Raw genomic sequence first — 26951 nt, 5'->3', positions numbered from 1 at the left:
TCTCAATCAATAACTTGCGTGCATTCTGATCGCAAAACCGGTCTCCACTTTTGCGGAATATGCGCGAGCAGCATAGCAGAGCCGCTGGGTATAATCCGCGAGGTGCGCGGAGGCGCGCTTTTTTACCGTTGGTTGCTCAGGCCGCCGTTGCAGACCTGGTCTTCGTGGCCGGTGAAATGTCGCGGCGGAACCGCAGCACGATACGCGTGCCGGCATGGGTCGGATCGCGCTCGGCCTGAGCGTCGAGTTTCTGCGCCATCGCGGAAACAATCCGCTGGCCCATTCCCGTGGAGCGCGGATCAGCCTTTGCATTGAGACCGACGCCGTCGTCGGCGATCGATAGTTCGATGTTGCCACCGTCGGTCTTGAGCTGGACGTGGATCGGGCCGGGGCCGTCGGGGTAGGCGTATTTGACCGCGTTCATCACCAGTTCGTTGACGATGATTCCGATCGCCACGGCGCGATCCGGATCGATCTCGACGGGCTCGGCCTTCAGGTCGAGGCGCGACATCCGGTTGCCCTCGGCGGAGCGCCGGAGATCCTCGAGCAACGCTTCAAGATACTGGTTCAGCAGCACGCTCTTCAGGTCGTGTGAGGTATAGAGCCGGCGATGCACCTGCGCCACGGCCGCGACGCGACCCATCGCGGCGGTGAGCGCAGCCTTGATGTCTTCCTCGGGACTGGAATTGGCCTGCAGGTGCAGCAGCGATGCGATGATCTGGAGGCTGTTGCCGACGCGGTGATTGACTTCGCGCAGCAACACCTCGCGCTCGGTGGCCAGCGCCGCATAGCGGTCGCGCGAGGCGCGGATTTCGGCCTCGGCGTCGTCGCGCGCCTTCTGGATGTGCGCCTGCCGGATCGCCACTTCGGCCGCGACCTGCAGCAGGGGAACGAATTCGCCGAGCGTGTCTTTGACGAGATAGTCGGCGGCACCGGCTTTGAGCGCGGTCACCGCGATCTTCGAGTCCTGCGACGCGGTGACGAATACCACCGGCGGTGCGCCGGGGATTGCCTGAATCCGTTCCAGCGTCTCCAGCCCGTCGAGGCCGGGCATGTACTGGTCGAGCGCGATCACATCGATGCCGCCCTGCGCGATGCGTGCGAGCCCGGCTTCGCCGTTGTGAGCGTGCTCCACGCAAAATCCATGGCGCGTCAGGCCGCGCTCGACCAGCCGGGCCAGCGCCTTGTCGTCATCCACGTATAAAAGGGTAGGTTGGGCGCTCATGGATTGGCCTGCGGAACCTGGATGATGGAGAAGAACAGACCGAGTTGTCGGATCGCGTGGGCGAAGCTTTCGTAATTCACCGGCTTCGTGATGTAGACGCTGCATCCAAGTTCGTAGCACCGCTTGATCTCCTGGGAATCGTCGGTCGTCGTCAGTACGACCACCGGTGCGTATTTCAGATATTTGTTTTCCTTCACCTGCCGCAGGATATCGATGCCGGACATGTCGGGCAGATTGAGGTCGAGCAGGATGAGCAAGGTCTCTCCCTTATGGGGCAGGCCGCTGCCATCCACGCCCAACAAGTAGTTGATGGCGTCTGTACCGTTTCTGAACGGCCTGATCTCATTGTTGACACCGGAACGCCGGATATTGCGCTCGATTAGTCGGGCGTGACCTTCATCGTCCTCGATCATGATGATGGTGACTGGTGTGCTCATGATTGCTTGTCCTGATCGACGCCTGCCCATGCGGTGGGGAGGGTAACAGTAAATGTACTTCCGGTGTGAAGTTCCGAAGAGACCGACATGGTTCCTCCGAGCCTTCGGACCAGCGTGCGGGCGTGCGCGAGGCCGATGCCCTGACCCGGCCGATCCTGCGGGCCCGCCCGGCGGAACAGATCAAAGATGCGCTGGTGGTCTTTCGGATCGATGCCGCGGCCGTTATCGGTGACCTCAAAAATCGTAAAACCGAGCTTACGCCGGCCACGGATGGCGATATCGCCGGGCCGGTCGGATTTGAGATACTTCAACGCATTATCGATCAAGTTAGAGAAAATCTGCTCGACCGCGAGACGGTCACTGACGATATCCGGCAGCGGCTCGACCCGGATTTGGGCGTCGGCCTCGGCGGCCTGATGCGCCACGGTCGATGCGATGTTCTCGATCAGGTCGCGCATGGCGATCGCGGCGGGGTGGAATTCGCGGCGGCCTTCGCGGTTGAGACTGAGGATAGCGCTGATCAGCCGGTCCATCTTGGCGATCGACGACTTGATGAACCCGAGAGCCTCGGTGAAATCCTGCGACAATTGCTTGTCCGGTTCGTCGAGAACCGGTTCGACGGCGGCCGCCGGATCCTCCGCCGGAGGCGGGAGGCCGCCCGGCTGTCTCAGGTCCGCGATCCGTCTGAAGATGTCGCCGCGCAGTTCCTCGAGTTCACTGGTGAAGCCCATGATGTTGACCAGCGGCGAGCGCAGGTCGTGGCTGACGATGTAGGCGAAACGCTGGATTTCATCGTTGGCCTCGCGGAGATCGCTGGTGCGTTGCTCCACGGTGGATTCCAGATTGAGATTGTTGTCGCGCAACTGGGCTTCGGCCACGTCGCGCGCCCGGCTCGATCGCCGCACCAGGAAGATCGAGAGTCCCGCAAACACCACGACCAGTCCCGAGCCGATGCTGGTAATCGATGCCGAAAGCGACTGGCTGGCATCGGCCGACGCCGTTCGCTCCGCAAACACGCGGTCTTCCTCGGCCCGCATTTCGCTCCCGAGGTCGCGGATTTGCCCCATCGCGTCGCGGCCGGCTTCCTGCCGTGCGATTTCGACGATTTCATCGTGCCGGTTTGCCAGCGCGAGGTCGATGCTGTGCCGCAACTGCTGGATCCGCTGATTGGCTTGCGGGATCATCTCCTTGAGTCGTTGCTGGTGGTGGGGATTGTCGACCGTCAGCGCCTTCAGCCGTTCGAAACTCGACGGAATGTGGCTGGCTGCTCTCTCGAACGCGCTGCGGAAGTCCGGGTGCTGCGTCAGCAGGAAACCGCGCTGCGCGCTCTCGGCGCGCCGCATCTCCAACTGGGCGAGCGAGATTTCGTTTTCGACCTCCATGCTGTGCAAGGCCGAGCCAGCGTCTTCGCGCGCCTTATTGACGAGATAGACGGAGGTCGCGCTGATCAAGGTCAGAACCACCAGACCCGCTGCCAGCAGGATAACCTGGCCGAGCGCGTGGCGTGATGATTTGGCGGCGGTCACCGCCATCGGGGCATGTTCGGCTTTAGACAGTCCTAATTGCTCCCCCGCACGGCTTCCGTGCCGAACCACTTGTCAAACGCCTCAGCGGGCGGCCGGTTCCGTATCTTCCGGGTATTTTCACGGCTCCCGAGCCGCGAAGGAGTGATTCAAGCTCCTGTCATACCGCCACTGGCGAGGTACTGCTCCAGCCAATGGATGTGGTAGTCGCCGTCGATGATGCTCGCCTCGCGGACCAGCGCCCGGAACAGCGGTAAGGTGGTCTCGACACCATCCACCACCATCTCGTCGAGTGCCCGGCGCAGCTTCATCAGGCATTCGGAGCGGGTCTTGCCGTGGACGATCAGCTTGCCCACCAGCGAGTCGTAATAAGGCGGGATTACATAGTCCTGATAAACAGCGGAATCGATCCGGACGCCGAGCCCGCCGGGTGGATGGAATCGCGTGATCCTGCCCGGCGAGGGCCGGAAAGTGACGGGATTCTCCGCGTTGATGCGGCACTCGATGGCATGGCCGTTCACGACGATTTCCTTCTGAGTCGCGGGAAGGTCGCCGCCGGCGGCGATGCGGATCTGCTCCAGCACCAGATCGATGTCGGTGATCATTTCGGTGACCGGATGCTCGACCTGGATCCGGGTGTTCATTTCGATGAAGTAGAACTTGCCGTCCTCGTAAAGGAATTCGATGGTGCCGACACCCAGATACTGTATCTCACGCATCGCCCTGGCGACCGTTTCGCCGATCTTGTTGCGGGCGGCGGCGGTCAGTACGGGCGAGGGGCCTTCTTCCCAGACCTTCTGGTGCCGCCGTTGCAGCGAGCAGTCGCGCTCTCCCAGATGAATGGCGCCGCCGCGGCCATCGCCGAGCACCTGGATTTCGATGTGGCGCGGCTTCTGCAAATATTTCTCCAGATAAACGGAAGCATCGCCGAACGCCGCCCTGGCCTCGTTGCCGGCGGTCGAGATCGCCATCATCAGGTCGTCGGGGGTCTTTGCGATTTTCATGCCGCGTCCGCCGCCGCCGGCGGCCGCCTTCACCAGCACGGGAAAACCGATCGCCTTGGCGATCGCCATGGCATCGTGGTCCGGGCCGATGCCGCCGTCGGAGCCCGGGACCACCGGAATGCCGAGCCGCTTCGCGGTCTTCTTGGCCTCGATCTTGTCGCCCATCAGGCGGATGTGTTCGGCCTTGGGGCCGATGAAATGCAGGCCGTGGTCGGCGAGGATTTCGGCGAAGCGGGCGTTCTCGGACAAAAAGCCGTAGCCGGGATGCACGGCATCGGCGCCGGTGATCTCACAGGCGGCCAGCAGCGCCGGAATGTTGAGATAGCTGTCCTTCGACGGCGGCGGTCCGATACAGACGCTCTCGTCCGCAAGCCGCACATGCATGGCGTCCGCGTCGGCGGTGGAATGCACCGCGACGGTCGCGATACCGAGTTCCTTGCAGGCGCGCAGGATACGCAGGGCGATCTCGCCGCGATTGGCTATCAGGATCTTGTCGAACATCACTGCGCCCGAGGTTCGAACGTCATCATTCGATAATGACCAGCGGCTCGCCGAACTCGACGGGTTGGCCATCCTCGATGAGAATCTGCGTGACCGTGCCAGCCCGCGGCGACGGAATCTGGTTCATTGTCTTCATGGCCTCGATGATCAGCAGCGTCTGGCCCGGGGTGACCTTGGAGCCGACCTCGATAAAGGGTTTGGCGCCGGGCTCCGACGCCCAATAGGCCGTGCCGACCATCGGCGACGGGACCATACCCGGATGCTTGCTGATGTCGGCGGGGCCGGGGGCCGGACCGCCGGCAGGCATCGCCGCTGCAACCTGATAGCTCGCGGGCACTGCCGCGCCGACGCCGACATTGCGCGCGACCCGGACCCGGAGCCCGTCGCGCTCGATCTCGATTTCGGTGAGCTTGGTCTCGTCGAGCAGCGCGGCAAGCTCGCGGATCACCTCGCTCTCCTCGCGCGGTTCGTCGCCGGTTTTGGCTTTTGCTGGGTCTCCAGGCTGACGGGCCATGATCTCGATCCGAAACTTTCTGAGTGGGATGACGCTGATACGTCAGGATTTGACTTTTGCGCCGGACTTCACCGCGCCGATTTTGGCGGCAAGACCGTTGATGGCGAGCCGGTAGCCATCAATTCCGAACCCGCAGAGGCTCGCAAAAGCGGCTCTGGCCGTGAACGAGTGATGGCGGAAGTCCTCGCGCGCATGGATATTGCTGATGTGAACCTCGACGGTCGGGATATTCACCGCGACCAGCGCATCGTGAAGCGCAACCGAGGTGTGCGAGTAGCCGCCGGCGTTGATGACGATGCCGGCCGCCTTCTTCGCATGGGCGTCGTGGATGAAGTCGATCAGTTCGCCCTCGCGATTGGACTGGCGGCAATCCGCGGCCAGTCCAAAATCCCCGGCCGTGTCGGCGCAGAGCTTTTCGACGTCCGCCAGGGTGGCGCGGCCATAGGTTTCCGGCTCCCGAGTCCCGAGCATGTTAAGGTTCGGGCCGTTGAGCACGTAAATCGTCCTGGCCATCTGAAATCCCGAAAACAGTCGTTCCGGCGCCAAAGCGCCGAAGCTTGGGCCGTTATATGTAACAAGAGAGCCAAGGGGAAGCCTGAACACTCTGGTATTCGGCTTCAAATACCTCACTTTGTTCGCGAAAAGCTATGTAGAACATGCGGAAACTGCTCGTTAACCAAGGTCGGGAGCGTTAACCGGGGTCGAGATAACGGACATGGGCGGGCGGCACCGCGATCCGGCTGCCTCGCAGCGGCCGCGGGAGGCCAGAATCGGCCCGCGCGTCCGCTGTTTGAGGAGTTCCGATCAGGCCTCCAGAACTGCTACGATCTCCAGGGTCCTCGGATTGACGACGATGATCTCGTCGCGAACCAGGAAGAATTCATAGCCACGCCAGGCCGGATGAATTTCGACGATTTGTTTTGTTTTGTGAACGCGCATTCCTTGCACGCGCGCGCCGGCGCGGTGTGCGAAGCGCGCAACTTACACAAGAGACCTGGTCAATGAAAAAAGCCCTCGCAATGCGAGGGCTTTTTGAAGCGCGAGCGTTTGATCCGGTGGTCAGGTTAGCAAGACGCCTTGCCGCAGCGCGCCGTGCTTATTTTCTCCTTGAGGGTCTCGAGACCCACCGCGCCGACCACAACCTGCTTGCCGATCACATAGCTCGGGGTTCCGTTCATGCCCATCGACTCGGCAAGCTTGAAGTTCTCTTCCAGCGTTGCGCGGACTTCCGGGCTGCTCATGTCCTTTTCGATGCGAGCCATATCGAGACCGGCTTCCTTGGCGGCCGCGAGCGCGTGCGTCTTGTCGGCCTGTCCGCGCGCGCCGAGCAAGCGCTGATGGAAATCGAGATATTTCTTGCTGCCGGGGTCCTGCATGCGAACGGCCACCGCGACCTGTGCGGCTTCGACCGAGCCGGGGCCGAGCACCGGAAATTCCTTCAGCACCACCTTGAGCTTGGGATCCGACTTCAACAGTTCGAGCATGTCGGCCATCGCGCGCTTGCAGTAGCCGCAATTGTAATCGAAGAACTCGACGAAGCTGACGTCGCCGTTCTTGTTGCCCAGCGTTACGCCGCGCGGCGAATTGAAAATGGCATCCGCGTTCTTGGTGACCGCGGCCTCATGCTTGAGTGCCTCGGTAGCCGCCTGACGCTTGCTGAGCTCGGCCGAGACATCTTCGAGGATTTCGGGATGGGCCAGCAGATAGTTTTTGACGATCTGTTCGATCTCGCCGCGCTGGCTGTCGGAGAAGCTCTGCGCCGAGGCGGCGACGGGCGCCGCTCCGAGTGCGAGCGCAAAGAGAGCAGGGGCGAGAAAGCGATGCGAGGGCATTGTTAAAATCCTTTGGAACAGGGGATCTCGTTGTTCGGGGGCGCTAGTCTTTCTTGTCGGGTACCTTGGCCGAGACGATATCGTCGGCCTTGACCCATCCGGGCGTACCGATGGCGAAACGGGTCTTTGCACGCGATGCGAGTTCGCGCGCTGTCTTGTTATCGCCTCGCAGAGACGCGGCCTGTGCCGATGCCAGATCGGCTTGGGCATAATCGCCCTTGCGGCCATAAGCCATTGCAAGCTGCATATAACCAAGCGGGGCCTCGGGCTCCCGTGCCAGCGCCGCGCGCAGAATCGCAATAGCTTCCTCAGTGTGGGCCTTATTATTCGATGCCACGAGCGCCTGCCCAAGTAACATCTCGATGAGCGGGGAATTATGGGACAATTGTACCGCCCGCCGCAGCGGGGCAACCGCGTCCGCGGGATGGCCCCCTTCGAGCAGCGCCTGTCCCCGCACTTCATGGAAATAGGGATTTTGGGGCTGAGCCTTGATCAGATCGTCGATTTGCGCAAGCGCCGAGCGAAGATCACCATGCAGGTATGTGCTGATGGCGTGTGCGTAACGGCCGGGCAGACTGGTGTCGGACATCGGATAACGCCGGTATACGGTGTCCTGGCGTTCCATGAACGCCGATATCTTCGCGCGCACCATGTCGTGGCGCATCTGTAGCGCCGGATCGTCCTTCTTGTCCCAATAGGGGCTGGTTTTGGCGAGTTCCGCGAGCGCGGCGACGCGGTCGGCCGGCATCGGATGCGACTGCACATAGGGATCGGCCCCGCGCGCAGCGAACAGGCTTTCGTCGGTGAAGCGCTTGAAGGTTTCGTACATCCCCTTGGCGGATTGCCCGGTGGCGTTCAGGAACTTGACGCCCGCGCGGTCGGCGTTCTCCTCCTGCTGGCGCTGGTAGGACAACAGGCTGCGGCGCGCGATCTCCTGCGGTGCGCTGATCGCGGCTGCGCCGATATTGCTGGCGGCGCCGTTGCTTCCGCCGCCGCCGGCGGCTCCCGCGGCGAGGGCGCCTGCGCCAAGCAGCATGGCGATGATCAGTTGGGTCTGGGTTCGGGCGAGTTGCTCGCGAAATTTGGACAGATGTCCGCCGGCGAGATGCCCGGTCTCGTGCGCGAGCACGCCGATCAACTGGTTCGGCGTGGTCGATTGCATGATCGCGCCATAGTTCACGAAGATGCGGCGGCCGTCGGCGACGAAGGCGTTGAACGACTTGTCGTTGAGGATGACCATCTGGATGTTGCGCTTCTCCAGCCCCGCCGCGCGCAGGATCGGGCGCGTATAGTCGCGCAGCAGTTGCTCCGTTTCGGTATCGCGCAACACCGGCGGCCCCTTGGCCCGCTGAGCGTGGACCGGTAGCGAGGCACTCGCCAGCACGCAGGCCGTGACCAGCGCGGTCAGTTTCGACAAAGTACGGCGTGCGGTGGCGCCGGGCCGCGGGGTCACGTCTTTAGTCATTGGCCATGGTTCGAATAAGTTATATGTCCTAACAACCCGCTGAATACGGCGGTAACGCGGCTTCAGCCGTTCGCCACAGGTGAAAGCGCATTAACAGATTTCCATGCTCGATGCGACATTGAGAGACCGGGCCAAAGGCTTGCTGGCGGCATCTAGCCGCAGCCAGGTTCCGCCCTTCATGGTGATGGACGTGATGGCGGCGGCGGCGCGGATCGAAGCCGGGGGCGGCCACGTCATTCACATGGAGGTCGGGCAGCCGTCGGCGCCCGCGCCCCGGACCGCGCTGGATGCGGCCCGTGCCGCGCTCGAGCGCGGCCAGATCGGTTACACCTCCGCGCTCGGCATTCCCTCGCTGCGGGAGCGGATCGCGCAACACTACCGCGATGCCTATGGCTGCACGGTCGATCCCGAACGCGTCGTCGTGACCACGGGATCGTCGGGCGCTTTCATCCTCGCGTTCCTCGCAATGTTCGAGCCCGGCGACAGGGTTGCGGTGACGGTCCCGGGCTATCCGCCGTATCGGCATATCCTGACCGCGCTCGGCTGCGAGCCAGTGATGATCGAGACGTCGAGCGAAAACCGTCACGCCCTCACCGGCGAGGCGCTGCTGTCGGCACACCGTAAGACGCCGCTGAAGGGCGTGCTGGTCGGAAGCCCGGCCAATCCCACGGGCACGATGATGTCGCGCGAGGCGTTGACGTATCTGATGGCGGCCGCGGAAAGCGAAGGAATCCGCTTCATATCCGATGAAATCTATCACGGCCTCGACTATGCGTTTCCAGCGGTGACCGCCGCCGAACTGTCGCCGCGTGCGCTGGTGATCAACTCGTTCTCGAAATATTTTTGCATGACCGGCTGGCGCGTCGGCTGGATGGTGGTGCCGGAGCAACTGGTGCGGCCGATCGAACGGCTGCAGCAGAACCTGTCGATTTCGGTGCCGACGCTGTCGCAGATTGCGGCCGAGGCGGCATTCGCCGGCCGTGACGAGATGGAAACCGTGAAGCGCGGTTATGAGACAAACCGCCAGATTTTGATCGCGGGTTTGCCACAAACCGGATTGAGCGAATTCCTGCCCGCGGATGGTGCGTTCTATCTCTATGCCGATGTCTCGAAGTTCACGTCGGACAGTTATGAGTTCGCGCGGAAGATGCTGGAGCAGGCGCATGTCGCCGCGACGCCCGGCGTCGATTTCGATCCGGTTCGCGGCCGCTCGTTCGTGAGATTTTCCTACGCCCGTTCGGCGGCCGAGATGCACGACGCGGTCGCACGTATCGCGCGGTGGCTGACTTAGAGTAGTTCTCGTCTGGACCGTCACGCCTCGATGACCCGTCATTGCCGGGCTTGACCCGGTAATCCGTCGTCTCCGGAACGGGCGACGGCTGCTTCGCGCCCATGCTCGCGCATAGCTACGGCCATCCCGGTCGGCGTTTGGAATTCGCCCGCAAGTCCCGGTATTTTATCGTAATTCCTGACGGGAATCGGCCGTTTAACCATAAGGCGGCGTTGCGCATGAGGTTCGATTTTGGCATGGTCCCGCCGATTTGAGGTCGCCTTACCACAAGGCGGACTTCGCTTTTTGTACGTCCGCCCCGCGCTCGCGGCCCGCGGCGTTGTCGGGGCAACTTCAGGGATCCGAGGCAAATTCAATGATAGTTCTATGGATGATCGTGCTCTGCGGAGTACTTTCGATCGTTTATGCCATCTGGGCGACATCGTCCGTATTAGGGGCTGATGCGGGAAATTCGCGGATGCAGGAAATCGCCGCGGCAGTGCGCGAGGGCGCGCAGGCCTATCTGCGCCGGCAGTACGCGACGATCGCAGTCGTCGGCATCGTGATTTTCGCGCTGCTTGCTTACTTCCTCGGAGTGCTGGTGGCAGTTGGTTTCGCCATCGGTGCGATTCTGTCGGGTGCCGCCGGCTTCATCGGCATGAATGTCTCGGTTCGCGCCAACGTGCGCACCGCGCAGGCGGCGACCAAGTCGCTGGCTGGCGGACTTGAACTCGCCTTCAAAGCCGGGGCGATCACGGGGATGCTGGTCGCCGGTCTGGCGCTGCTCGGCGTGACGATCTATTTCGCCTATCTGACCCACGGCGCCGGCTACGCCGCGAACAGCCGCACGGTTGTCGACGCGATGGTCGCGCTCGGCTTCGGCGCGTCGCTGATCTCGATCTTTGCCCGTCTCGGCGGCGGCATCTTCACCAAGGGCGCCGACGTCGGCGGCGATCTTGTCGGCAAAGTGGAAGCCGGCATTCCGGAAGACGATCCGCGCAACCCGGCGACGATTGCCGACAACGTCGGCGACAACGTCGGCGACTGCGCCGGCATGGCCGCAGACCTGTTCGAGACCTACGCGGTGACCGCGGTCGCCACCATGGTGCTCGCCGCGATCTTCTTCGCGACCTCGCCGTTGCTGGTGAACATGATGACGCTGCCGCTCGCCATCGGTGGCATCTGCATCATCACCTCGATCATCGGCACCTTCTTCGTCAAGCTGGGCGCCAGCGAGTCGATCATGGGCGCGCTCTACAAGGGCCTGATCGTCACCGGTATCCTGTCCCTGATCGGCGTCGGCGCCGTTATCTATTCGCTGGTCGGCTTCGGTCCGCTGGCGGGCGTCAGCTATACCGGCCTCGAACTGTTCGCGTGCGGCGTGGCCGGCCTCGTCGTCACCGGACTGATCATCTGGATCACCGAATACTACACCGGCACCGACTACCGCCCGGTGAAGTCGATCGCCCAGGCCTCGGTGACCGGGCACGGCACCAACGTCATTCAGGGTCTTGCGATCTCGATGGAAGCCACCGCGCTGCCCGCGCTTGTCATCATCGCCGGCATCCTCGTCACCTACAGCCTTGCCGGCCTGTTCGGCATCGCGATCGCCACCACCACCATGCTGGCGCTGGCCGGCATGGTCGTCGCGCTCGACGCGTTCGGTCCGGTCACTGACAATGCCGGCGGTATCGCGGAAATGGCTGGCCTGCCGAAGGAAGTGCGCAAGTCGACCGACGCGCTCGACGCGGTGGGCAACACCACAAAGGCGGTTACTAAGGGCTACGCGATCGGTTCCGCTGGTCTCGGCGCGCTGGTGTTGTTCGCAGCCTACAATCAGGACCTCAAGTTCTTCATCGCCGATGCCGCGCAATACCCCTACTTTCAAGGCGTCAACCCGGATTTCTCACTGAACAATCCCTATGTCGTGGTCGGCTTGTTGTTCGGCGGCCTGCTGCCGTATCTGTTCGGCGCGCTGGGCATGACCGCCGTGGGACGTGCAGCCGGCGCGATCGTCGAGGAGGTGCGTCGCCAATTCCGTGAGAAGCCCGGCATCATGCGAGGCACCGACAAGCCCGACTACGGCAAGGCGGTGGACCTGCTGACAAAGGCGGCGATCAAGGAAATGATCATTCCGTCGCTGTTGCCGGTGTTGTCGCCGATCGTCGTCTATTTCCTGATCTATGCGATCGCCGGCGGTGGTGCTGCCGGCAAGTCCGCGGCGTTCTCGGCGGTAGGCGCCATGCTGCTCGGCGTGATCGTGACGGGCCTGTTCGTTGCGATCTCGATGACCTCGGGCGGCGGCGCATGGGACAACGCCAAGAAGTACATCGAGGACGGCCATCATGGTGGCAAGGGCTCCGACGCGCACAAGGCGGCGGTGACCGGTGACACCGTCGGCGACCCCTACAAGGACACGGCGGGCCCTGCAGTGAACCCGATGATCAAGATCACTAACATCGTGGCCCTGCTCTTGCTGGCGGTTCTGGCGCACTGAGACATCGCGGTGCGATCCAAAGGAAACCCGCGGCGCGAGCCGCGGGTTTTTCTTGTGCGTGACGCATGAGCGTCGATCGGGAAGGTGGACGTCGCTCGCGAGCCGGCCACGGTAAGCGAGAAACCGCAGAACGCTGGATCGCGAATGCCGGAGTTCGGTTGTATCCGGAATGTGCGCTGAACGTCCGGCGACCGGCCGCCGGTTGGGATTCGGTTCCGAGCGGAGTCGTTAAGACAATCTGAACAACGGAAACAAAAAAGGGCGGGATCGGTCCCGCCCTTTTCGTGCAAATATAAACAGGAATCCCGCCGAATGGTGGGAATCCCGGGTCTCACCACCAGGTGCGGCAGGCGCGGCGGTCGGGACCCCAGTGTCGGCACCGACGATGCTCTATACGGCGCTCCCTCCGATGGTCTCGCCGATCGAACGCCGGACCGCGCCGGTCTGCGACGCAGACGCCGCGAGGCCCGGGATGGTAACCACGACCGCAGCCGCCAGCGACCTGAATGACGTCAGCATTCACGCCCGACGCCGGCGCCAACGGCATAGCGTCTGCAATACCGAATGTCGCAATGGTGCCAGCGAGAAATGCTGCTGCAAAAAGTGCTTTCATAAATCGTCCTCTCATTCGGCCGCGACAGCGCGGCGACTTTAGCGATTCGCACGGGGAGATTCAGTCATAACTCTGTCCAAAATCTGGCAACATGATTCTCGCTGCGACGCCGGTGGTTTCGTTCCCGGCTGAAACCATCATTCAAGCATTTGATTGGACGGCGGCACCGAACAATGCCGAAGCACTCACGCCGATGAAGCAGGCATATACAAATATCCCATCGCTTGCATCAGTCGTTCATAACGAGACGGGAAGGAGACTTCAGGATGTCATCGACCGCGGAAAAGCGCGCCGCATTCCACTCTCTGCACGAGAGCGGCTGCTTCGTCATTCCCAATCCTTGGGATATCGGCAGCGCCAGGGTGTTGCAGGGCATGGGCTTCAAGGCGCTCGCGTCGACCAGCGCCGGGTTCGCATGGTCGATCGGCAAGGCCGACAACCACATCACGCTGGACGAGGTCTGCAGCCATCTGACCGCGCTGTGCGCAGCGGTCGATCTGCCCATCAACGCCGACTTCGAAAACGGCTTCGCCAATGAGCCGGAAGGCGTTGCAGTCAACGTGTCGCGCGCGGCGAAGACGGGTGTCGCCGGTCTGTCCATCGAGGACTCCACCGGCGACCAGGACAAGCCTCTCTACGACAAGACGCTGGCGATCGAGCGTATCCGCGCGGCGCGCAAGGCTATCGATGCCGATCGCAGCGGCATGCTGCTGGTCGGCCGTTGCGAGGCTTTCCTGTGGGGGATGCCCGATCTCAAGCTGACGATCGACCGGTTGCAAGCCTATGCGGAGGCGGGGGCCGATTGCCTTTATGCGCCGGGGTTGAAATCGAAAGACGACATTGCCGCCGCGGTGAAGGCCGTTCATCCCAAGCCGTTCAACCTGCTGATCGGTTGGCCCGGTCTCAGCGTCGCTGAGGCCGCCGATCTCGGCGTTCGCCGCATCAGCGTCGGCGGTGCCTTGGCGCGCGCGGCATGGGGCGGCTTTTTAAGAGCCGCAAAGGAGATTGCGGAGAAGGGTACGTTCGACGGACTCGGCGCGGGCTACCCCGGCGGGGAACTGAACCGGATGTTTTCCGTCTGATGCCGTCACGCTCTAAGGAATGGTGAGTATTGCAGGGATGCTCGCCATTCCTGGCGTGAACTCACTGCGGTTACCTGGTCGGCGTATTGCCGCTCTGCGGATTCGCCTGCTGCGTTGAATTGGCCGGGGCTGCGCCGGTTGTGACGTCCGGTTGCGTGCTGGAGGGCGTCACGTCACGAACACCGGGTGCAACCGGCGGCTTGGCCGCATTATTCTGCGCCGTGCTCGGGCTTGTCGATTGCTGTGCGGTCGTACTGGTCTCGGTCGGGCCTGTCGAATTGTTGAGGCCATAGAACACCGTACCGAGTATGACTGCGATGGCGATCGCCAACAGCACGATGCGACCGCGCCCCGCAGGACGCCCAGCAAGCTCGGGGGCAGGTTGCAGTTTATCGTCGAGACGTGCGGCCGGCTGCACATCGTTATCGGCGGGGTCCCGCCGATAACGATCGTTCGGATTAGGTTCGTTAGCCATGGAGGTCCTCCCGTTTTCCGGGGAGGACAACACGTTGAAGACAATGTGGGTTCCGTCGGGCAGGGGATGTTTCGGCGGACCGCGACTGAATAACGCGGACCCACGGCGCGCTTTTCGCCTGGTGGCGAAAGGGGACGCCACCTGAGCCTAAAGGGTCACGTTCCAGTTGCCGGAATCTGTGAAGCGTTCGGTTCGTGCCGCGATAGAGACTGGTTCTAAAGGCTTCGCATAACTAACTGTAAGAGAGCCGTCGCAGCCGCGAGCCAAGAGGGCGCAATGGGAATCAACCAAGGTCCGATCAACCTCGATCAGAAATACACCCAGGGCACCGGCCACGTCTTCATAACGGGCATTCAGGCGCTTGTTCGGTTGCCGATGGCGCAAATCCGCCGCGACCGCGCCGCGGGCCTCAACACCGCGGGATTCATTTCCGGCTATCGCGGCTCGCCGCTCGGCGGCTACGACCAGCAGCTCGTCGCCGCGCGCAGCCATCTCGACCAATACAACATCAAATTCCAGCCCGGCGTAAACGAGGACCTCGCGGCGACTGCGATCTGGGGCTCACAACAGCTCCACCTTTCGCCGGGCGCGCGCTACGATGGCGTCGTCGGAATCTGGTACGGCAAGGGTCCCGGCGTCGATCGCTGCGGCGACGTATTCCGTCACGGCAATGCCGCAGGCTCGGCCATGAACGGCGGCGTACTCTGCCTGGCCGGCGACGACCACGGCGCCAAATCCTCGACCGTGCCGCATCAGTCGGACCACGCCTTCATCGCGGCGCTGATGCCCTATCTCTATCCGTCCTCGATCCATGAAATGATCCAGATGGGCCTGCTCGGCATCGCGATGTCGCGCTATTCCGGCTGCTGGGTCGGGATGAAGGTCATCACCGAGACGGTGGAGACCACCGCCGAGATCGACCTCGCCGACGAACTGAATCCGTTTGTCATGCCAACCGATTTCGAGATGCCGCCGGGTGGGTTGAACCTGCGCTGGCCCGACGACCGCTACGATCAGGACCGGCGCTTGCAGGATCACAAGGGTTTTGCCGCGGTCGCGTTCGCGCGCACCAACAAGATCAACCGCATTACCATGGATTCGCCGCACGCGCGGTTCGGCATCATGGCGTCCGGCAAGAGCTACGAAGACATTCGTCAGGCCTTGCGCGAGCTTGGCATCACCGAGCAGGTCGCCGCGAAAATCGGCTTGCGGCTTTACAAGATCGGCATGCCATGGCCGCTGGAGCCGCAGGGCGTGCGCGAATTCGCCGTCGGACTCGAGGAGATCTTCATCATCGAGGAACGACGCGAGATCGTCGAGAACCAGGTCAAGCAGGAGCTGTTCAACTGGCGCGACGACGTGCGGCCGCGCATCATCGGCAAGATGGATGATCGCGACAAGCCGTTCCTCCCGTTCGCGCAGGAATTGAGCGTCGCGTCGCTGGCGACATCGCTTGCCGAGCGGCTGCTGCGCCTCAACCTCAATCCGGAAATCGCCGAAATTCTGCGCGCTAAAGCCGACTGGTTCAACGGCCGGCTGGCGACGCAAATGCAGGCGGCGGCCCCGGTTACGCGTACGCCGTATTTTTGCTCGGGCTGCCCGCACAACACCTCGACCAGGGTGCCTGACGGCAGCCGCGCCATGGCCGGCATCGGCTGTCACTTCATGGCGCTGTGGATGGATCGCAATACCGAAACGTTCACCCACATGGGCGGTGAGGGGGCGCCGTGGGTCGGAATCGCGCCGTTCACCGGGGAGAAGCACATCTTCGCCAATCTCGGCGACGGCACCTATTTCCATTCCGGGAGCCTCGCGATCCGTCAGGCGGTCGCTTCCAAGGCGAACATCACCTACAAGATTCTCTACAACGATGCCGTCGCCATGACCGGCGGCCAGCCTGTCGACGGCGAACTGTCGCCGCAGCGGATCACCTTCCAGCTTCACGCCGAAGGTATCCGCGACATCTACCTCGTGTCCGAGAATCCGGTCGCCTATCCGGCGGCCGATATCGCGCCGGGGACCAGAACCGCGCATCGCGACGACCTTGATGCGGTCATGAAAACCTGCCGCGAGATCAAGGGCGCCTCGGCGATCGTGTTCGTGCAGACATGCGCCGCCGAGAAGCGCCGCCGCCGCAAGCGCGGTACCATGGAAGACCCGCAGCGCCGTGTGTTGATCAATCCCGCCGTCTGCGAAGGCTGCGGCGACTGCTCGGTGCAGTCGAACTGCATTTCGGTGGAGCCGCTGGAGACCGAGATGGGACGCAAGCGCACCATCAATCAGTCGTCCTGCAACAAGGATTATTCCTGCATCAAGGGATTTTGTCCGTCGTTTGTCACGGTCGACGGAGGGCGCCTGCGCCAGCGCGCGCCGGCGGACCTCGGGGCGATCGGCGAACTGCCGGAACCGCCTTCGCGGCCGTCGCTTGAGCAACCTTACAACATCGCGGTCGGAGGTGTCGGCGGCACCGGCGTGCTGACCATCGGCGCGCTGCTCGGCATGGCTGCGCATATCGAGGGCAAGGCCAGCATGATCCTCGATATGTCCGGCCTCGCCCAGAAGGGCGGCGCGGTTCTGAGCCATGTCCGGCTGTCCGAGAAACCCGCTGACGTGACCTGTTCGCGCATCGTCACCGGCACCGCCGATCTCGTTATCGCCGCTGATGAGGTGGTGGCGGCCGCCAGGGACACGTTGATGCTGTGCGAGTCGAGCCGCACCCGCGGCGTCATCAATACTCACCTGATCCCGACTGCCGGCTTTGTTCTTGACCGCGATTTCAATTTCCAGAGCGGCAAAGTCGGCCTCGTCCTTGAAACCGCGCTGCGCAAGGATTCGACCTTCATGAATTTCACCAGGCCGGCCGAGATGCTGCTCGGCGACTCCATCGCCACCAACATGATGATGATGGGGTACGCCTATCAGAAAGGCCTGCTGCCGCTGACGACGGCAGCGATCGAGCAGGCGATCGAGGTGAACGGTGTTGCCGTCAGGATGAATATCGAGGCGTTCCGGCTGGGACGGCTTGCGGCGGCCGATACTGCGCGTCTCGCGGCGATGATGAAGGGGAAGGACGAGACCGTCGCGCCGAAGATACTCGAAGACATGTCGCTCGACGAGATCGTTGCGCACCGCTCGGCGCACCTTGCCGGCTACCAGAACAGGACGCTTGCAGAAAAATATCGTGCGCTGGTGACGCGGGTGCGTCAGGCGGCAAGCGATGGCGGCTACGGGGAGGCGTTGCCGCGCGCGGTGGCAATCAATTACGCCAAACTGCTGGCCTACAAGGACGAGTACGAGGTGGCGCGCCTCTATACCGACGGCAGCTTCGAGAAGCAGCTCGGCGACCGGCTCGAAGGCGACTACAAGATCAGCTTCCACCTCGCGCCGCCGATGTTCGCCAACAAAAAGGACGCGCTCGGCCGGCCCGTCAAGAAGTCGTATGACGGGTCGCGGATGATGCCGGTTTTTCGTCTGCTGGCGAGGATGAAGGGTTTGCGCGGCACTCCTTTCGACGTGTTCGGCTACAGCACTGAGCGCAGGTTGGAGCGCGACCTGATCGCGGGTTACGAAAAGGATGTGGCGTTCGTGCTCGACAAGCTTTCGCCGGTCAATGTCGAAAGTGCGATCGCGTTGTTGTCACTGCCGGATCGCATCCGCGGCTACGGCCCGGTCAAGGAGAAGGCGATGGTCGACGCTAAAGCCCGTTATGCGGAATTAGTGCGCGATTTCGCGGATCCTCCGCCCGCGCCACGGCAGATAGCAGCGGAATAGGACGAGTGCGCGGCAAATAGTCCTCGGGCTAAAAGCCGGGCGACCCCGCCGGACCGACGCTCCCGTCAACACGGACGGAATGTTCCCCGAGGCTGCAAACCGGCCTATATTGGGCCGTCGGGAGCCGGTCTTAACGCCATGCCATCTGGGTTCGGAGCATTTTTGCAGCGGATGCGGTCATCCTCGCTGTCGATCGGCCAGATCACCTTCGGCGGATTTTTGCTGGTGCTGGCGATCATGGTGATAACCAGCGTGGCCAACGTCGTCGCGACGCGCCATCTCGACAATACCTTCGCCGAGTTGCAGCGGCTGGACAGCGTCGGCGACCTCGCCGAGGAAATCGACCGCCGTATGAACGAATTGCGGCTGGCGGCGCGAGACTACGTCACCGATCCAGGTGCGCAGTCCAGCCGGGTGTGGGGGGCCGCATCGTCGCTGAACGAGTTGCTGAAGAAGACGCGTATCAAGCTTGCGCCGGAACAGCAGGAGATGATCGACGGCGTCACGACGCGGCTGGAGGCCTATCGCAGGGGCATAGAGCGGGTGACGGACCTGATCGCAAGCCGCGCGGAGCTGATCGAGACCCTGCCGCCGCTGCGTGAAAAACTCGAAACAGTAATCGAGCAGGCGGCCGATCAGTCGGCCTCAAAAACACTGTTTCGAGCCCAGAGCGATGTCGCCGCCGCACTGCTCGGGCATGATCCCACCACCGCGGAGCGGTCGGCGGAAAAGATGCGCGCCATCCCCATCGGCGAGCCCGCAGTCCGTGCCGCCGTTGAGGCCTACGCCGATGCCGTGATTGCGATATCGCTGCGGGAGCGTCAGATCGCCGATCTCGACAGGGATGTGCTGGGCACCGAAGGCCGGATGATCGGGCAGGTCACGGAGTTGTTGCGCGAACTCAGCACGCAACGCGAGCAGGTGCTGTCGCACGACTTCGCGCGAACGCTGGCCGAAACCAAATGGCAGAGCATCGTTCTCGGCAGCGTAGGAATATTGATTGGCCTGCTTGCGGCGATGTTCGTGGTGCGACGAACGATCCGGCCCTTAAAGGCGATCGCGAGGGCGATCCGGAAGTTGGCTGGCGGTGAAAAGGAGACGTCGATTCCCGCAACCGACGTCGATAACGAAATCGGCGATATCGCCCGCGCCGCCGAAGTGTTTCGCCGGACGCTTGCTGAAGCGGACTCGGCGCGGGAAGCTGCCGTTCGCGCGCTTGCCGAGCAGCGTCTTGCCGAGGAGAGCTACCGCAAGCTGTTCGAAGGTTCGGTCGATGGCATCTATGTTACGACGCCGGGTGGTCAACTGCTCGATGCCAACCCGGCGCTGGCGCGGATAATCGGCTATGACACCCCGGACGATCTGATGCGCGATATCGGTGACAGCGCGCAAACGATCTACGTCGATCCGTATGCGCGCGCCGAATACCAGTTGCGGATGGAACGCGACGGGACCGCCCGCGGGTTCGAGTATCAGGTGCGCCAGCGCGATGGCGGCATTCTCTGGCTCTCCGACAGCGCGACAGCGGTCCGCGATGAGAATGGCCGCATCGTCCGCTATGAAGGGGTGGTTCGCGACATCACCGAGCAGCGGCGCGCCGAAGAGGCGATCGCAGAAGGACGGCGCGTGCTGCAACTCGTGATCGACACTGTGCCCGCGATGATCAACGTCAAGAACGCCGACCTGCGTTACGTCCTGATGAATCGCTACATGGCGGGCATTTTCGCGATCGAACCGGCGGATGCGATCGGGCGAACGACGAGCGACCTGATGTCGCGTTACGGTGCGGCAAAGACCGACGAGAACGACAGGCGGGTTCTTCAGAGCGGCAAGGAGCTTGGCTTCTACGAAGAAGAGTATGAGGATGCGTTGGGCACGATGCGGCAATGGCTGGTCAACAAGCTGCCGATCCGCGGCGCCGACGGCCGCGTCGAGAACATCGTCACGGTCGCGCTTGATATCGGTGATCGTAAACGCAACGAACAGGAAATGCGGCAGGCCAAGGACGCGGCCGAGACGGCGCTACGCAACCTGCGCGAAACTCAGAACTCGCTGATCGAGGCGGAGAAGCTCGCGGCGCTCGGTCGTCTCGTGGCGGGCGTCGCTCACGAGGTCAACAATCCGGTCGGTATCAGCCTGACGGTGGCCTCGTCGCTGGAGCGCAAGATTGCTCTGTTCGCCGAGGAAGTCGCGCGCGGGGGGTTGCGGCGTTCAAGCCTGAACGATTTCGTCGCAACCAATCGCGATGCTGCATCGCAGCTTGTCGCCAACCTCAATCGCGCCGCCGAATTGGTCCAGTCATTCAAGCAGGTTGCCGCCGACCGCAGCTATTCGGACAAGCGGACCTTCGACCTCGGTGAACTCACCGAGCAGGTCGTCATGAGTCTGCGTCCCGGCCTGCGCAAGCACAATGTGACGCTGACGGTCGATTGCGAACCCAATCTCTCGATGAACAGCTACCCCGGGCCTTACGGCCAGGTGCTGACCAATCTTTTCCTTAACTCGCTGGCGCATGCCTTTCCGGATGGTAAGGGCGGCGCGGTCGATATCAATGTGCGGGGAGCCGGCCGGGACAATGTTGAAATCCTGTTTTCCGACAACGGCTGCGGCATGAGCATCGATGTGCGGCGCAAGGCGTTCGACCCGTTTTTCACGACGCGGCGCGATCAGGGCGGCACCGGTCTCGGTCTGCACATCGTCTACAACATCGTGACGAACCGTCTCGGCGGGCGCCTCGATCTCGACTCCATATCCGGGGAGGGGACGCGGGTTCACATCGTTTTGCCGCGCGTCGGGCCGATGGAGCTGGCTGCGGAGTAGCAACTCGAACCAGTGTGGTTGCCGACGCATTTCATATCGAGTTCGCAGCGACGACTGCAACCACGACACGGGTTCTTCGAAATCAGGGCATAATAGCGGTCAATCCGCGTCGGCCAGCTTGTGCAGCGTTGCCCGAAAAATCTGACTGGCCTTTCCGACCAGCGCGGTGCCGTTCATCGTGCCGGTCGTATCCGTGAATGTGCCGGTGACACCGATGCCCACGGGTTGGGAACTGCCGAACAGCAGATTGGCGTCGGCACTCGGCGTATGGCGCTGGACCAGAACCTCGCCCCTGAACGTACCGTCGTCTTTTGTGAAATAGCTGCCCGTATAGAACAGATAAGCGTCGCCGCCGAGGATCTTGCCGTCGCGGAACATCACGACACCGCTGCCCTTGCCCACACGGCCGTCGAGCAAGGCAACATGAACCGAATATAGCCCATTTTTCATGGCGATCCGCTCGCAACCGGCATCTTGTCTTGTCCGGGGGCATTATGTCAAAGGCGGCGCGAGCGCGTCAATGCGATAAGGCGCAGGGGACGGCTCGGCACTCGAAAGCGATGCGCGACGAGCATCGTGCACATCGTGTCGGCGCACGCAGTTTCGCAGACCAATCCGTGATCTGGAATTATGCGATTTTCGCCAAGGGCCTTTGCAGAGGAAAGGCGAAGCGCGGCAGTCCGCGCTACGCCAGCCGATGATGGACCAGCCTAATGGCGGCCGCCATGACCGCCGCCACCGTGACCACCGCCACCATGACCGCCACCGTGACCACCGCCACCATGACCGCCGCCGTGATGACCTCCACCATGGCCTCTCCCGCCGCCGTGATGCATTCCGGAACGACCTGGACCGCCACGATGAATGCCGGGACGGGGACCGCCACGATGGCCGCCGAAGTGTTGGCCACCCCGATGCCAGCCATGCCAGCCTGCGCCGCCGCCCCAACCCATGCCACGACGGAACGCATAGCCGCACCAATAGAAGCCGGGGCCGCGCCAGCCGTTGTCATACCAACAGTAGTTCCGTCCGCCGTAGAAGAACTGCACCGGCTGGATGGCACTGGGCGACGGCATCGAGGTTGGCCCACTCGCAGGTAACGCCGAGGCCGGAGTCGCGAGAAGCGCAGCCCCAAGGGCCAGCGACGTTGCAAGTGCGATCTTTTTCATTCGAATCTCCGTTGCGGATGCCGGCAATAATGCCTGGTTGCACCCAAAGTTCCAGCCGGTTCCACGATAGAAAACTGAGACTACGAAAAAAATCCCACAGTAGATCGTCCAACTTCGATCGATTGTCCGGCTGAAAAACTGTCGGCGCTGCTGCCAGGCATTTGCAACAGCGCGCTGAGCATTGCAATGAATCAGGGCATGCGCATTACCCGCAGCATTTTCTGCGAAGCATAAGTTGCAAAAAGGGGCGCGATTTAAGCGCCCCTTTCATGCAAGATTTGTCCTGTTCCCTTAAATGGTCATCGTGCCAGGAGCCAACACATAGAAACCAACGCTGATGATGATGAGATAAACCAGCACCACCAGACACCAGAAAAAGTTATGTCGGATGACCTCGCCTTCGTTGCGAACGAAGCGGGTGGTCGAAACACCGACGCTCGCTGTCTGCGGCGCCACCGGCTTGCCGATCTCGGCGCCCACCGAGTTGACCGTCGGCAATAACAGCGGCGGAAAACCGAGCAATTGCCCGACCAGCGCCTGGAATTTGCCGAACATCGCATTGGTCGAGGTGTTACTGCCCGACAGAGCCACGCCGATAAAGCCGAGAATTGGCGCGACAATGATAAAGCCGGTGCCGAGCGCGGAGAAGGCTTTGGCCAGCGAAGCCGCCATGCCCGAGTAGTTATAGACGTAGGCCAAGCCGAAGATGAACACGCCGACCAGACAAGCACCCCACATCTGCGACCAGGTCTTGCGCCATATCTCGGAAAGCTGCTGACCGTTCACCCGTAGCAGCAAAGCGACGATGATCCACGAAGCCAGGATCGCCGAGCCGCCCACGAACGGTGTCCAATTGAAGGCCGCTGCGATGGTCGCGCCCGGTGCGATTGATGATGCCGCGGCCACTTGCATGTGCAGCAGCACGACGCCTGGCAATTTCGACCAGGGACCGGTCCAGGCGACGACAACGATGATCAGGACCGCGATCGGCATCCATGCCTGCGCGATATCGCGGCCAGAAAGGCGTGCGCCTCTGCCATGGCAGCGCCGCCGCTCACCGGCGTGCCGCCGTAGCCGAGAACTTCCGCGGGGCGCCAGATCTTGAGCAGGATCAGGACGCAGATGAAGCAGACAATCGCACCGGCAACGTCCGGCAGATAGGGGCCAAGATAGAGGCCCACCGGCAATTGGCCGGCGATATAGCCAAGCGAGCCAACCACGGCCAATGGCCACGCGCCCCACATCCCCCTCTTGCCGGATACCAGATAGAGCAGGATCCAGGGCGGCAGCAGCGCGAGCACCGCGACAACCTTGCTGATCGAACCAGAGAGTGCGAGCAGCGGGTAGCCGGTGACGGCGGCGAGCGCGATGATGGGGGCGCCAAGGGCGCCATAGGAAACAGGCGCGTTGTTGGCGATCGCCGCCACCCGGATGGCGTCGAGATCGGGAATGCCGAGTGCGATGAGGATCGGCGCCACGAAAGCCCAGGGATAGCCGAATCCAACCAGGCCTTCCAAAAGCGCGCCAAAGGCCCAAGCGAACAGAATGGTCTGCACCCGCACATCCTGCGTGCCTTGCGAGACCAGCCAGCGGCGCAGCTTGTCGAAGGTGCCGGTGATGACCAGGGTGTTGAACAGCATCACGCCCCAGAACGTGATCCAGTCGACGTTCCAGACGCCGGTGGCCGAGCCGTAGGCATAGGCCCGGATGCCGTCGCCCACCGGCATCCGCCAAACCCAGAGGCCAAGCGCGACCGTAATCAGCGAGCCGACGAGCGTGGCCACCCAGGCCGACCAACGCAGCGCTGCCAGCATAAAGAGCAGGGCCGCGACCGGAATGAGCGCGACCAGCCATGTCATAAACAGATTGCCAGTGGGATCGAGAATTTGCGTAAACATGGGAAATAACCTCCACGTTATGACGTCTATTTCTCCACCTTCGCCCCCTGAGCCGGATTTTGAGTGAACAAGCCGAGCACGTGGCTCTGCGCTATCAACCTATGGATGAAGACCTCCCTCGGCAACGGGAGGAGGTGCTAGTCACCGTGACCGCCACTCGGCTTCAGCGGCAGCTTCTAAGCCGGCGATGTGCCTCGATTCCAGGAGGACATGGCTCGTCTCCCACGCCGTAGAGCGAGGACGTGCATTGAGCTATCAGACGCCCGACCGTATAGTGCTTTGTTTTATTCTTTCGGGGGCGGAATTATCGTTTCGACCGGAAGCATACCGGAAGCATGAAGCAACTTGTTGAAGGCGCAAGAATCCTATGTTCCATCGTTGGTCGCTGCTCTTTGCTATGTTCGCAATAATAAGCGCAATTTTTGGGCGCGCATACGCCGAAGAAGACGTGTTGATAAAAAGGGTCAAGACAACATGGCGAGCGCAAGATGGAGCGACGATAGACGATATCCTGTCTCACGCTGCCAAGGTTGCCCATTTTGTCCCGAGAGGGTGGGGGGTCGGCCAAAAGCATGACTCTGAAGACCCCGTGTTCCTGTCGTGGTCCAGAAACCAAGGCGACAAGCCGGACGACGAGTACACAATCACGTGGGATATATCGGCGAGTGGCGTCATGTCACTCGGGCCAGCCTACGCGAAGACGATGGAACTCGGCTGGCGACCGTTTGCGCTGTCTCTAATTGCTCGTGAGGTGGCGGACGACTACCCGCAGCCTAACGTTTCCTTTTTACGTGATACATCCAACTACGACTTTGTCGCTACGGCGCAGGGTGGACTAGGCGATCTATTGAAGAAAGGGCGCTGCACAATCGGCAACCCTGTATCTCTCGAGTACGTGGTCCTGTCCGACAAGGCATCAAAGGATGATCTTTGGCGGCTACAGCTCTCGGTGGATTGTAAGATCACAGGCCCGTCGTACTTTACGCGCCAAGGCATCATCATATTCAAAAAGAAGAATCGTGACGCGTGGCAGCCTGCCTCGTTTTTCGCTCGCCGCATTGCCAAATATCCTCCCGGACATTGGTTCGAACAGGAGGAGCCAGACGAAAAAAGAACATTTGATGCGGTCCGCAAAGTACTCAAGGGAACGCGGTAGCGCTTGCGACACAATACGCCCATTCAGCGTCCGAACGCCTGTAAGCCGCTTCCGTTTCGTATTGCAACGTCTGAAACTTCCAGTGCAGTTTTCGTCAGTGCACCGCTCCAGCACCCAAATACGGACGTTGCCTAATGGCGGCGCTGAAAGAGTCGAACCGCTATCGCTCGGCGGCTTTTTTGTCGATCGGCCCCAATTCAACCAATGAAGGCCGATTTTTCTTTTTGGGTTTCGGTCGCGCCGCTCTGGTTATGTTCGGCTGGGCTGCCCATATGGAAGTAGTCACCAAAACACTATGACCAGCATAACCGGCGCTGGCGGCAGAGCGCAAACGGGTAAATCGCGTTGCTCGTGAATTGCCTGTTCGAAGATCCCCGAAGGGACTGATATCTGCGCTCGCGGGAATACCGTGATAGCACCCGCGTACTCGCAATATTCGCTCTATAGCGCTCGACCTCATTATCACCGCCGTCCGGAGATCGGCATTTATCGGTGACTGACAGTGTTGCGCTCCCGCCTTCGTCAACACAGGAGCAACACCATGCAGACTCGACCTCGCTTTCCACAGAATCTCAAATCTCTTCATCAACGCCTCAACGATGAAGCTCAGCGCCTGCGTAAAGAGGCGCGCGGTACTCAGCCCGGCGTTGAGCGAGAGCGGTTAATACGAAAGGCACGACAAGCTGAAACAGCGTCGCGCATCGACAAATGGCTGTCGTCCCCAGGCCTTCAGTCACCAAGATAATCGGGCAAATATCGCGCCTGACGCACAAAACCCGCCGGGCATCCCGGCGGGTAAGTTTCAGTAACGGAAGTTCCAATGCTCAGCCGGGATGCATCACCCACTCGTTGTCATACTTGTCGAGCACTGCGTATCGGGCATTCCGGTCAAAGATGGTTTCGGTGCCGTGCTTCGGGCGGCCTTTCAGCCGGCTCCCGCTTATGTCGGAACTGTACACACCAAGATCAGCGTCGTATCTCAGCAGGTTCCACGGTACCATGTGATGATCGTCGCCGAAGCCAAGGAAGCCGCCGAAACCGAGTACGGCGTGGGCAATTTCCCCGCTCTTCCTGTCAACCATCACACGTTTGATTGAACCTATCTTCTTTTTCTCGGCGCCGTAGACAGCCTTCCCAGACTTTCTATCGCTGGCGATCAAGTGGTCGGTTCTCCTTTTTTTCATGGACATATATTTTCCTTTCTTTGCAACTAGTTAAGCGACAGGTGCGGGAAACGTTCCGGGAACGCGCGATCTGTCGCACTCTAGGCAGGCAAACTCTCGCCGCTCGGGCCAACTGGCCGCGCTGTTCACTTCGGAGGGTGACGTTGACCAGCGCATTCAATTCGCGATCGATGCCCTGCCAGACTCGGCCAGTTCTGCCAGGTCGCGGAGGGCGGCCATGTCGCCGTTTCTGCAGATTCAAGGACGGCTTCCTGCGCTTCGACTGGACTTGGTGCCGGCCCGACAGCGATCAGCGCGAGCACGCATTATTGAATAATTGCGTCCAAATGCGGAGGTGGCGCGCTCGGAGAGATTCGAACTCCCGACCCTCGGAATCGAAATCCGATGCTCTATCCAGCTGAGCTACGAGCGCATGCGCCCCCTTATAGGAAGGGCGGGGTCCCGATGTCACGCAGTTTGCTTGGACCGGCTGTGTCTCTCGCCGGACTGATGGCTGCGCCGACAGTCCGACGGCT

22 protein-coding genes, 1 tRNA gene and 1 pseudogene are annotated in these 26951 nt (G+C 61.8%); 7 read left to right on the top strand and 17 right to left on the bottom strand.

Annotated elements, in window-relative coordinates; translation table 11 throughout:
- Positions 1-136: 136 nt before the first annotated feature.
- The 9 genes and pseudogenes from NHAM_RS11160 to NHAM_RS11125 all read right to left on the bottom strand — a co-directional run bounded on the left by NHAM_RS11160 (position 137) and on the right by NHAM_RS11125 (position 8501).
- Positions 137-1225 (bottom strand): sensor histidine kinase, encoded by a 1089-nt coding sequence (locus NHAM_RS11160; RefSeq protein ID WP_011510661.1) that lies wholly within the window; start codon positions 1223-1225, stop codon positions 137-139.
- Positions 1222-1662 (bottom strand): response regulator, encoded by a 441-nt coding sequence (locus NHAM_RS11155; protein ID WP_011510660.1) that lies wholly within the window; start codon positions 1660-1662, stop codon positions 1222-1224. The genes NHAM_RS11160 and NHAM_RS11155 overlap by 4 nt, the downstream gene beginning before the upstream one ends.
- Positions 1659-3188, bottom strand: a complete 1530-nt coding sequence (locus NHAM_RS11150; protein WP_041358944.1) for a sensor histidine kinase — start codon at positions 3186-3188, stop codon at positions 1659-1661. The genes NHAM_RS11155 and NHAM_RS11150 overlap by 4 nt, the downstream gene beginning before the upstream one ends.
- Before the next feature lie 146 nt (positions 3189-3334).
- Positions 3335-4690, bottom strand: a complete 1356-nt coding sequence (gene accC / locus NHAM_RS11145) for an acetyl-CoA carboxylase biotin carboxylase subunit (protein ID WP_011510658.1) — start codon at positions 4688-4690, stop codon at positions 3335-3337.
- Between the two features lie 25 nt (positions 4691-4715).
- Complete coding sequence (accB, locus tag NHAM_RS11140) at positions 4716-5204, bottom strand: acetyl-CoA carboxylase biotin carboxyl carrier protein (RefSeq protein ID WP_011510657.1); 489 nt, start codon at positions 5202-5204, stop codon at positions 4716-4718.
- A gap of 42 nt (positions 5205-5246) precedes the next feature.
- Positions 5247-5717, bottom strand: a complete 471-nt coding sequence (gene aroQ / locus NHAM_RS11135; RefSeq protein WP_011510656.1) for a type II 3-dehydroquinate dehydratase — start codon at positions 5715-5717, stop codon at positions 5247-5249.
- A gap of 291 nt (positions 5718-6008) precedes the next feature.
- Positions 6009-6119: pseudogene (locus NHAM_RS28895) on the bottom strand (DUF1236 domain-containing protein); the annotation flags it as partial.
- A gap of 149 nt (positions 6120-6268) precedes the next feature.
- Positions 6269-7036: a DsbA family protein gene (locus NHAM_RS11130; RefSeq protein ID WP_011510655.1), complete on the bottom strand. Its 768-nt coding sequence runs from the start codon at positions 7034-7036 to the stop codon at positions 6269-6271.
- A 43-nt stretch (positions 7037-7079) separates the two neighbouring features.
- Positions 7080-8501 (bottom strand): M48 family metalloprotease, encoded by a 1422-nt coding sequence (locus NHAM_RS11125; RefSeq protein WP_011510654.1) that lies wholly within the window; start codon positions 8499-8501, stop codon positions 7080-7082.
- A 103-nt stretch (positions 8502-8604) separates the two neighbouring features.
- On the opposite strand from NHAM_RS11125, the gene NHAM_RS11120 reads away from it, so the two are divergent.
- Together NHAM_RS11120 and NHAM_RS11115 are read left to right on the top strand one after the other, a co-directional pair.
- Positions 8605-9792 carry a pyridoxal phosphate-dependent aminotransferase gene (locus NHAM_RS11120; RefSeq protein WP_011510653.1) on the top strand — a complete coding sequence of 396 codons (1188 nt, stop codon included), beginning with the start codon at positions 8605-8607 and terminating at the stop codon, positions 9790-9792.
- A gap of 355 nt (positions 9793-10147) precedes the next feature.
- Entirely contained in the window at positions 10148-12268 is a 2121-nt protein-coding gene (locus tag NHAM_RS11115) for a sodium-translocating pyrophosphatase (RefSeq protein ID WP_011510652.1), read from the top strand.
- 331 nt (positions 12269-12599) lie between these two features.
- On the opposite strand, the gene NHAM_RS29275 is transcribed toward NHAM_RS11115, so the two are convergent.
- Positions 12600-12881, bottom strand: a complete 282-nt coding sequence (locus NHAM_RS29275; RefSeq protein WP_081434990.1) for a GCG_CRPN prefix-to-repeats domain-containing protein — start codon at positions 12879-12881, stop codon at positions 12600-12602.
- Between the two features lie 266 nt (positions 12882-13147).
- Here NHAM_RS29275 and NHAM_RS11110 point away from each other — a divergent pair, with 266 nt between their 5' ends.
- A complete protein-coding gene (locus NHAM_RS11110) occupies positions 13148-13963 on the top strand; it encodes an isocitrate lyase/PEP mutase family protein (protein ID WP_011510650.1) in 816 nt (271 codons plus the stop codon).
- 70 nt (positions 13964-14033) lie between these two features.
- On the opposite strand, the gene NHAM_RS11105 is transcribed toward NHAM_RS11110, so the two are convergent.
- Positions 14034-14438 (bottom strand): hypothetical protein, encoded by a 405-nt coding sequence (locus NHAM_RS11105; RefSeq protein ID WP_011510649.1) that lies wholly within the window; start codon positions 14436-14438, stop codon positions 14034-14036.
- 276 nt (positions 14439-14714) lie between these two features.
- Between NHAM_RS11105 and NHAM_RS11100 the strand changes: the two genes are divergently transcribed.
- Together NHAM_RS11100 and NHAM_RS11095 are read left to right on the top strand one after the other, a co-directional pair.
- Positions 14715-18209, top strand: coding sequence for an indolepyruvate ferredoxin oxidoreductase family protein (locus NHAM_RS11100; protein ID WP_011510648.1), 3495 nt, complete (start codon positions 14715-14717; stop codon positions 18207-18209).
- Positions 18210-18347: 138 nt separating this feature from the next.
- Positions 18348-21029 carry a PAS domain S-box protein gene (locus tag NHAM_RS11095; RefSeq protein WP_041358002.1) on the top strand — a complete coding sequence of 894 codons (2682 nt, stop codon included), beginning with the start codon at positions 18348-18350 and terminating at the stop codon, positions 21027-21029.
- Between the two features lie 99 nt (positions 21030-21128).
- Here the strand turns inward: NHAM_RS11095 and NHAM_RS11090 are convergent, their stop codons facing one another.
- The 4 genes from NHAM_RS11090 to NHAM_RS28885 all read right to left on the bottom strand — a co-directional run bounded on the left by NHAM_RS11090 (position 21129) and on the right by NHAM_RS28885 (position 24057).
- Positions 21129-21479 carry a GrlR family regulatory protein gene (locus NHAM_RS11090; RefSeq protein ID WP_011510646.1) on the bottom strand — a complete coding sequence of 117 codons (351 nt, stop codon included), beginning with the start codon at positions 21477-21479 and terminating at the stop codon, positions 21129-21131.
- Positions 21480-21714: 235 nt separating this feature from the next.
- Complete coding sequence (locus tag NHAM_RS26705; RefSeq protein ID WP_198136923.1) at positions 21715-21954, bottom strand: hypothetical protein; 240 nt, start codon at positions 21952-21954, stop codon at positions 21715-21717.
- 535 nt (positions 21955-22489) lie between these two features.
- Positions 22490-23191: an L-lactate permease gene (locus NHAM_RS28890; RefSeq protein WP_198136922.1), complete on the bottom strand. Its 702-nt coding sequence runs from the start codon at positions 23189-23191 to the stop codon at positions 22490-22492.
- Positions 23173-24057, bottom strand: coding sequence for an L-lactate permease (locus tag NHAM_RS28885; RefSeq protein ID WP_198136921.1), 885 nt, complete (start codon positions 24055-24057; stop codon positions 23173-23175). The genes NHAM_RS28890 and NHAM_RS28885 overlap by 19 nt, the downstream gene beginning before the upstream one ends.
- A 406-nt stretch (positions 24058-24463) precedes the next feature.
- Between NHAM_RS28885 and NHAM_RS11070 the strand changes: the two genes are divergently transcribed.
- Complete coding sequence (locus NHAM_RS11070; protein ID WP_011510644.1) at positions 24464-25252, top strand: hypothetical protein; 789 nt, start codon at positions 24464-24466, stop codon at positions 25250-25252.
- Between the two features lie 134 nt (positions 25253-25386).
- Complete coding sequence (locus NHAM_RS26700) at positions 25387-25551, top strand: hypothetical protein (RefSeq protein WP_157043605.1); 165 nt, start codon at positions 25387-25389, stop codon at positions 25549-25551.
- Positions 25552-26076: 525 nt separating this feature from the next.
- Here the strand turns inward: NHAM_RS26700 and NHAM_RS11065 are convergent.
- Positions 26077-26442 (bottom strand): PRC-barrel domain-containing protein, encoded by a 366-nt coding sequence (locus tag NHAM_RS11065; RefSeq protein ID WP_011510643.1) that lies wholly within the window; start codon positions 26440-26442, stop codon positions 26077-26079.
- Between the two features lie 329 nt (positions 26443-26771).
- Positions 26772-26848: transfer RNA gene (locus NHAM_RS11060), tRNA-Arg, on the bottom strand.
- Between the last annotated feature and the right edge of the window lie 103 nt (positions 26849-26951).

The sequence above is a fragment of the Nitrobacter hamburgensis X14 genome (assembly GCF_000013885.1).
In the GTDB taxonomy this organism is placed as follows: Bacteria; Pseudomonadota; Alphaproteobacteria; order Rhizobiales; family Xanthobacteraceae; genus Nitrobacter; species Nitrobacter hamburgensis.
The sequence above is the reverse complement of the archived record's forward strand: the minus strand, read 5'-3'. Positions and strand labels throughout refer to the sequence as shown.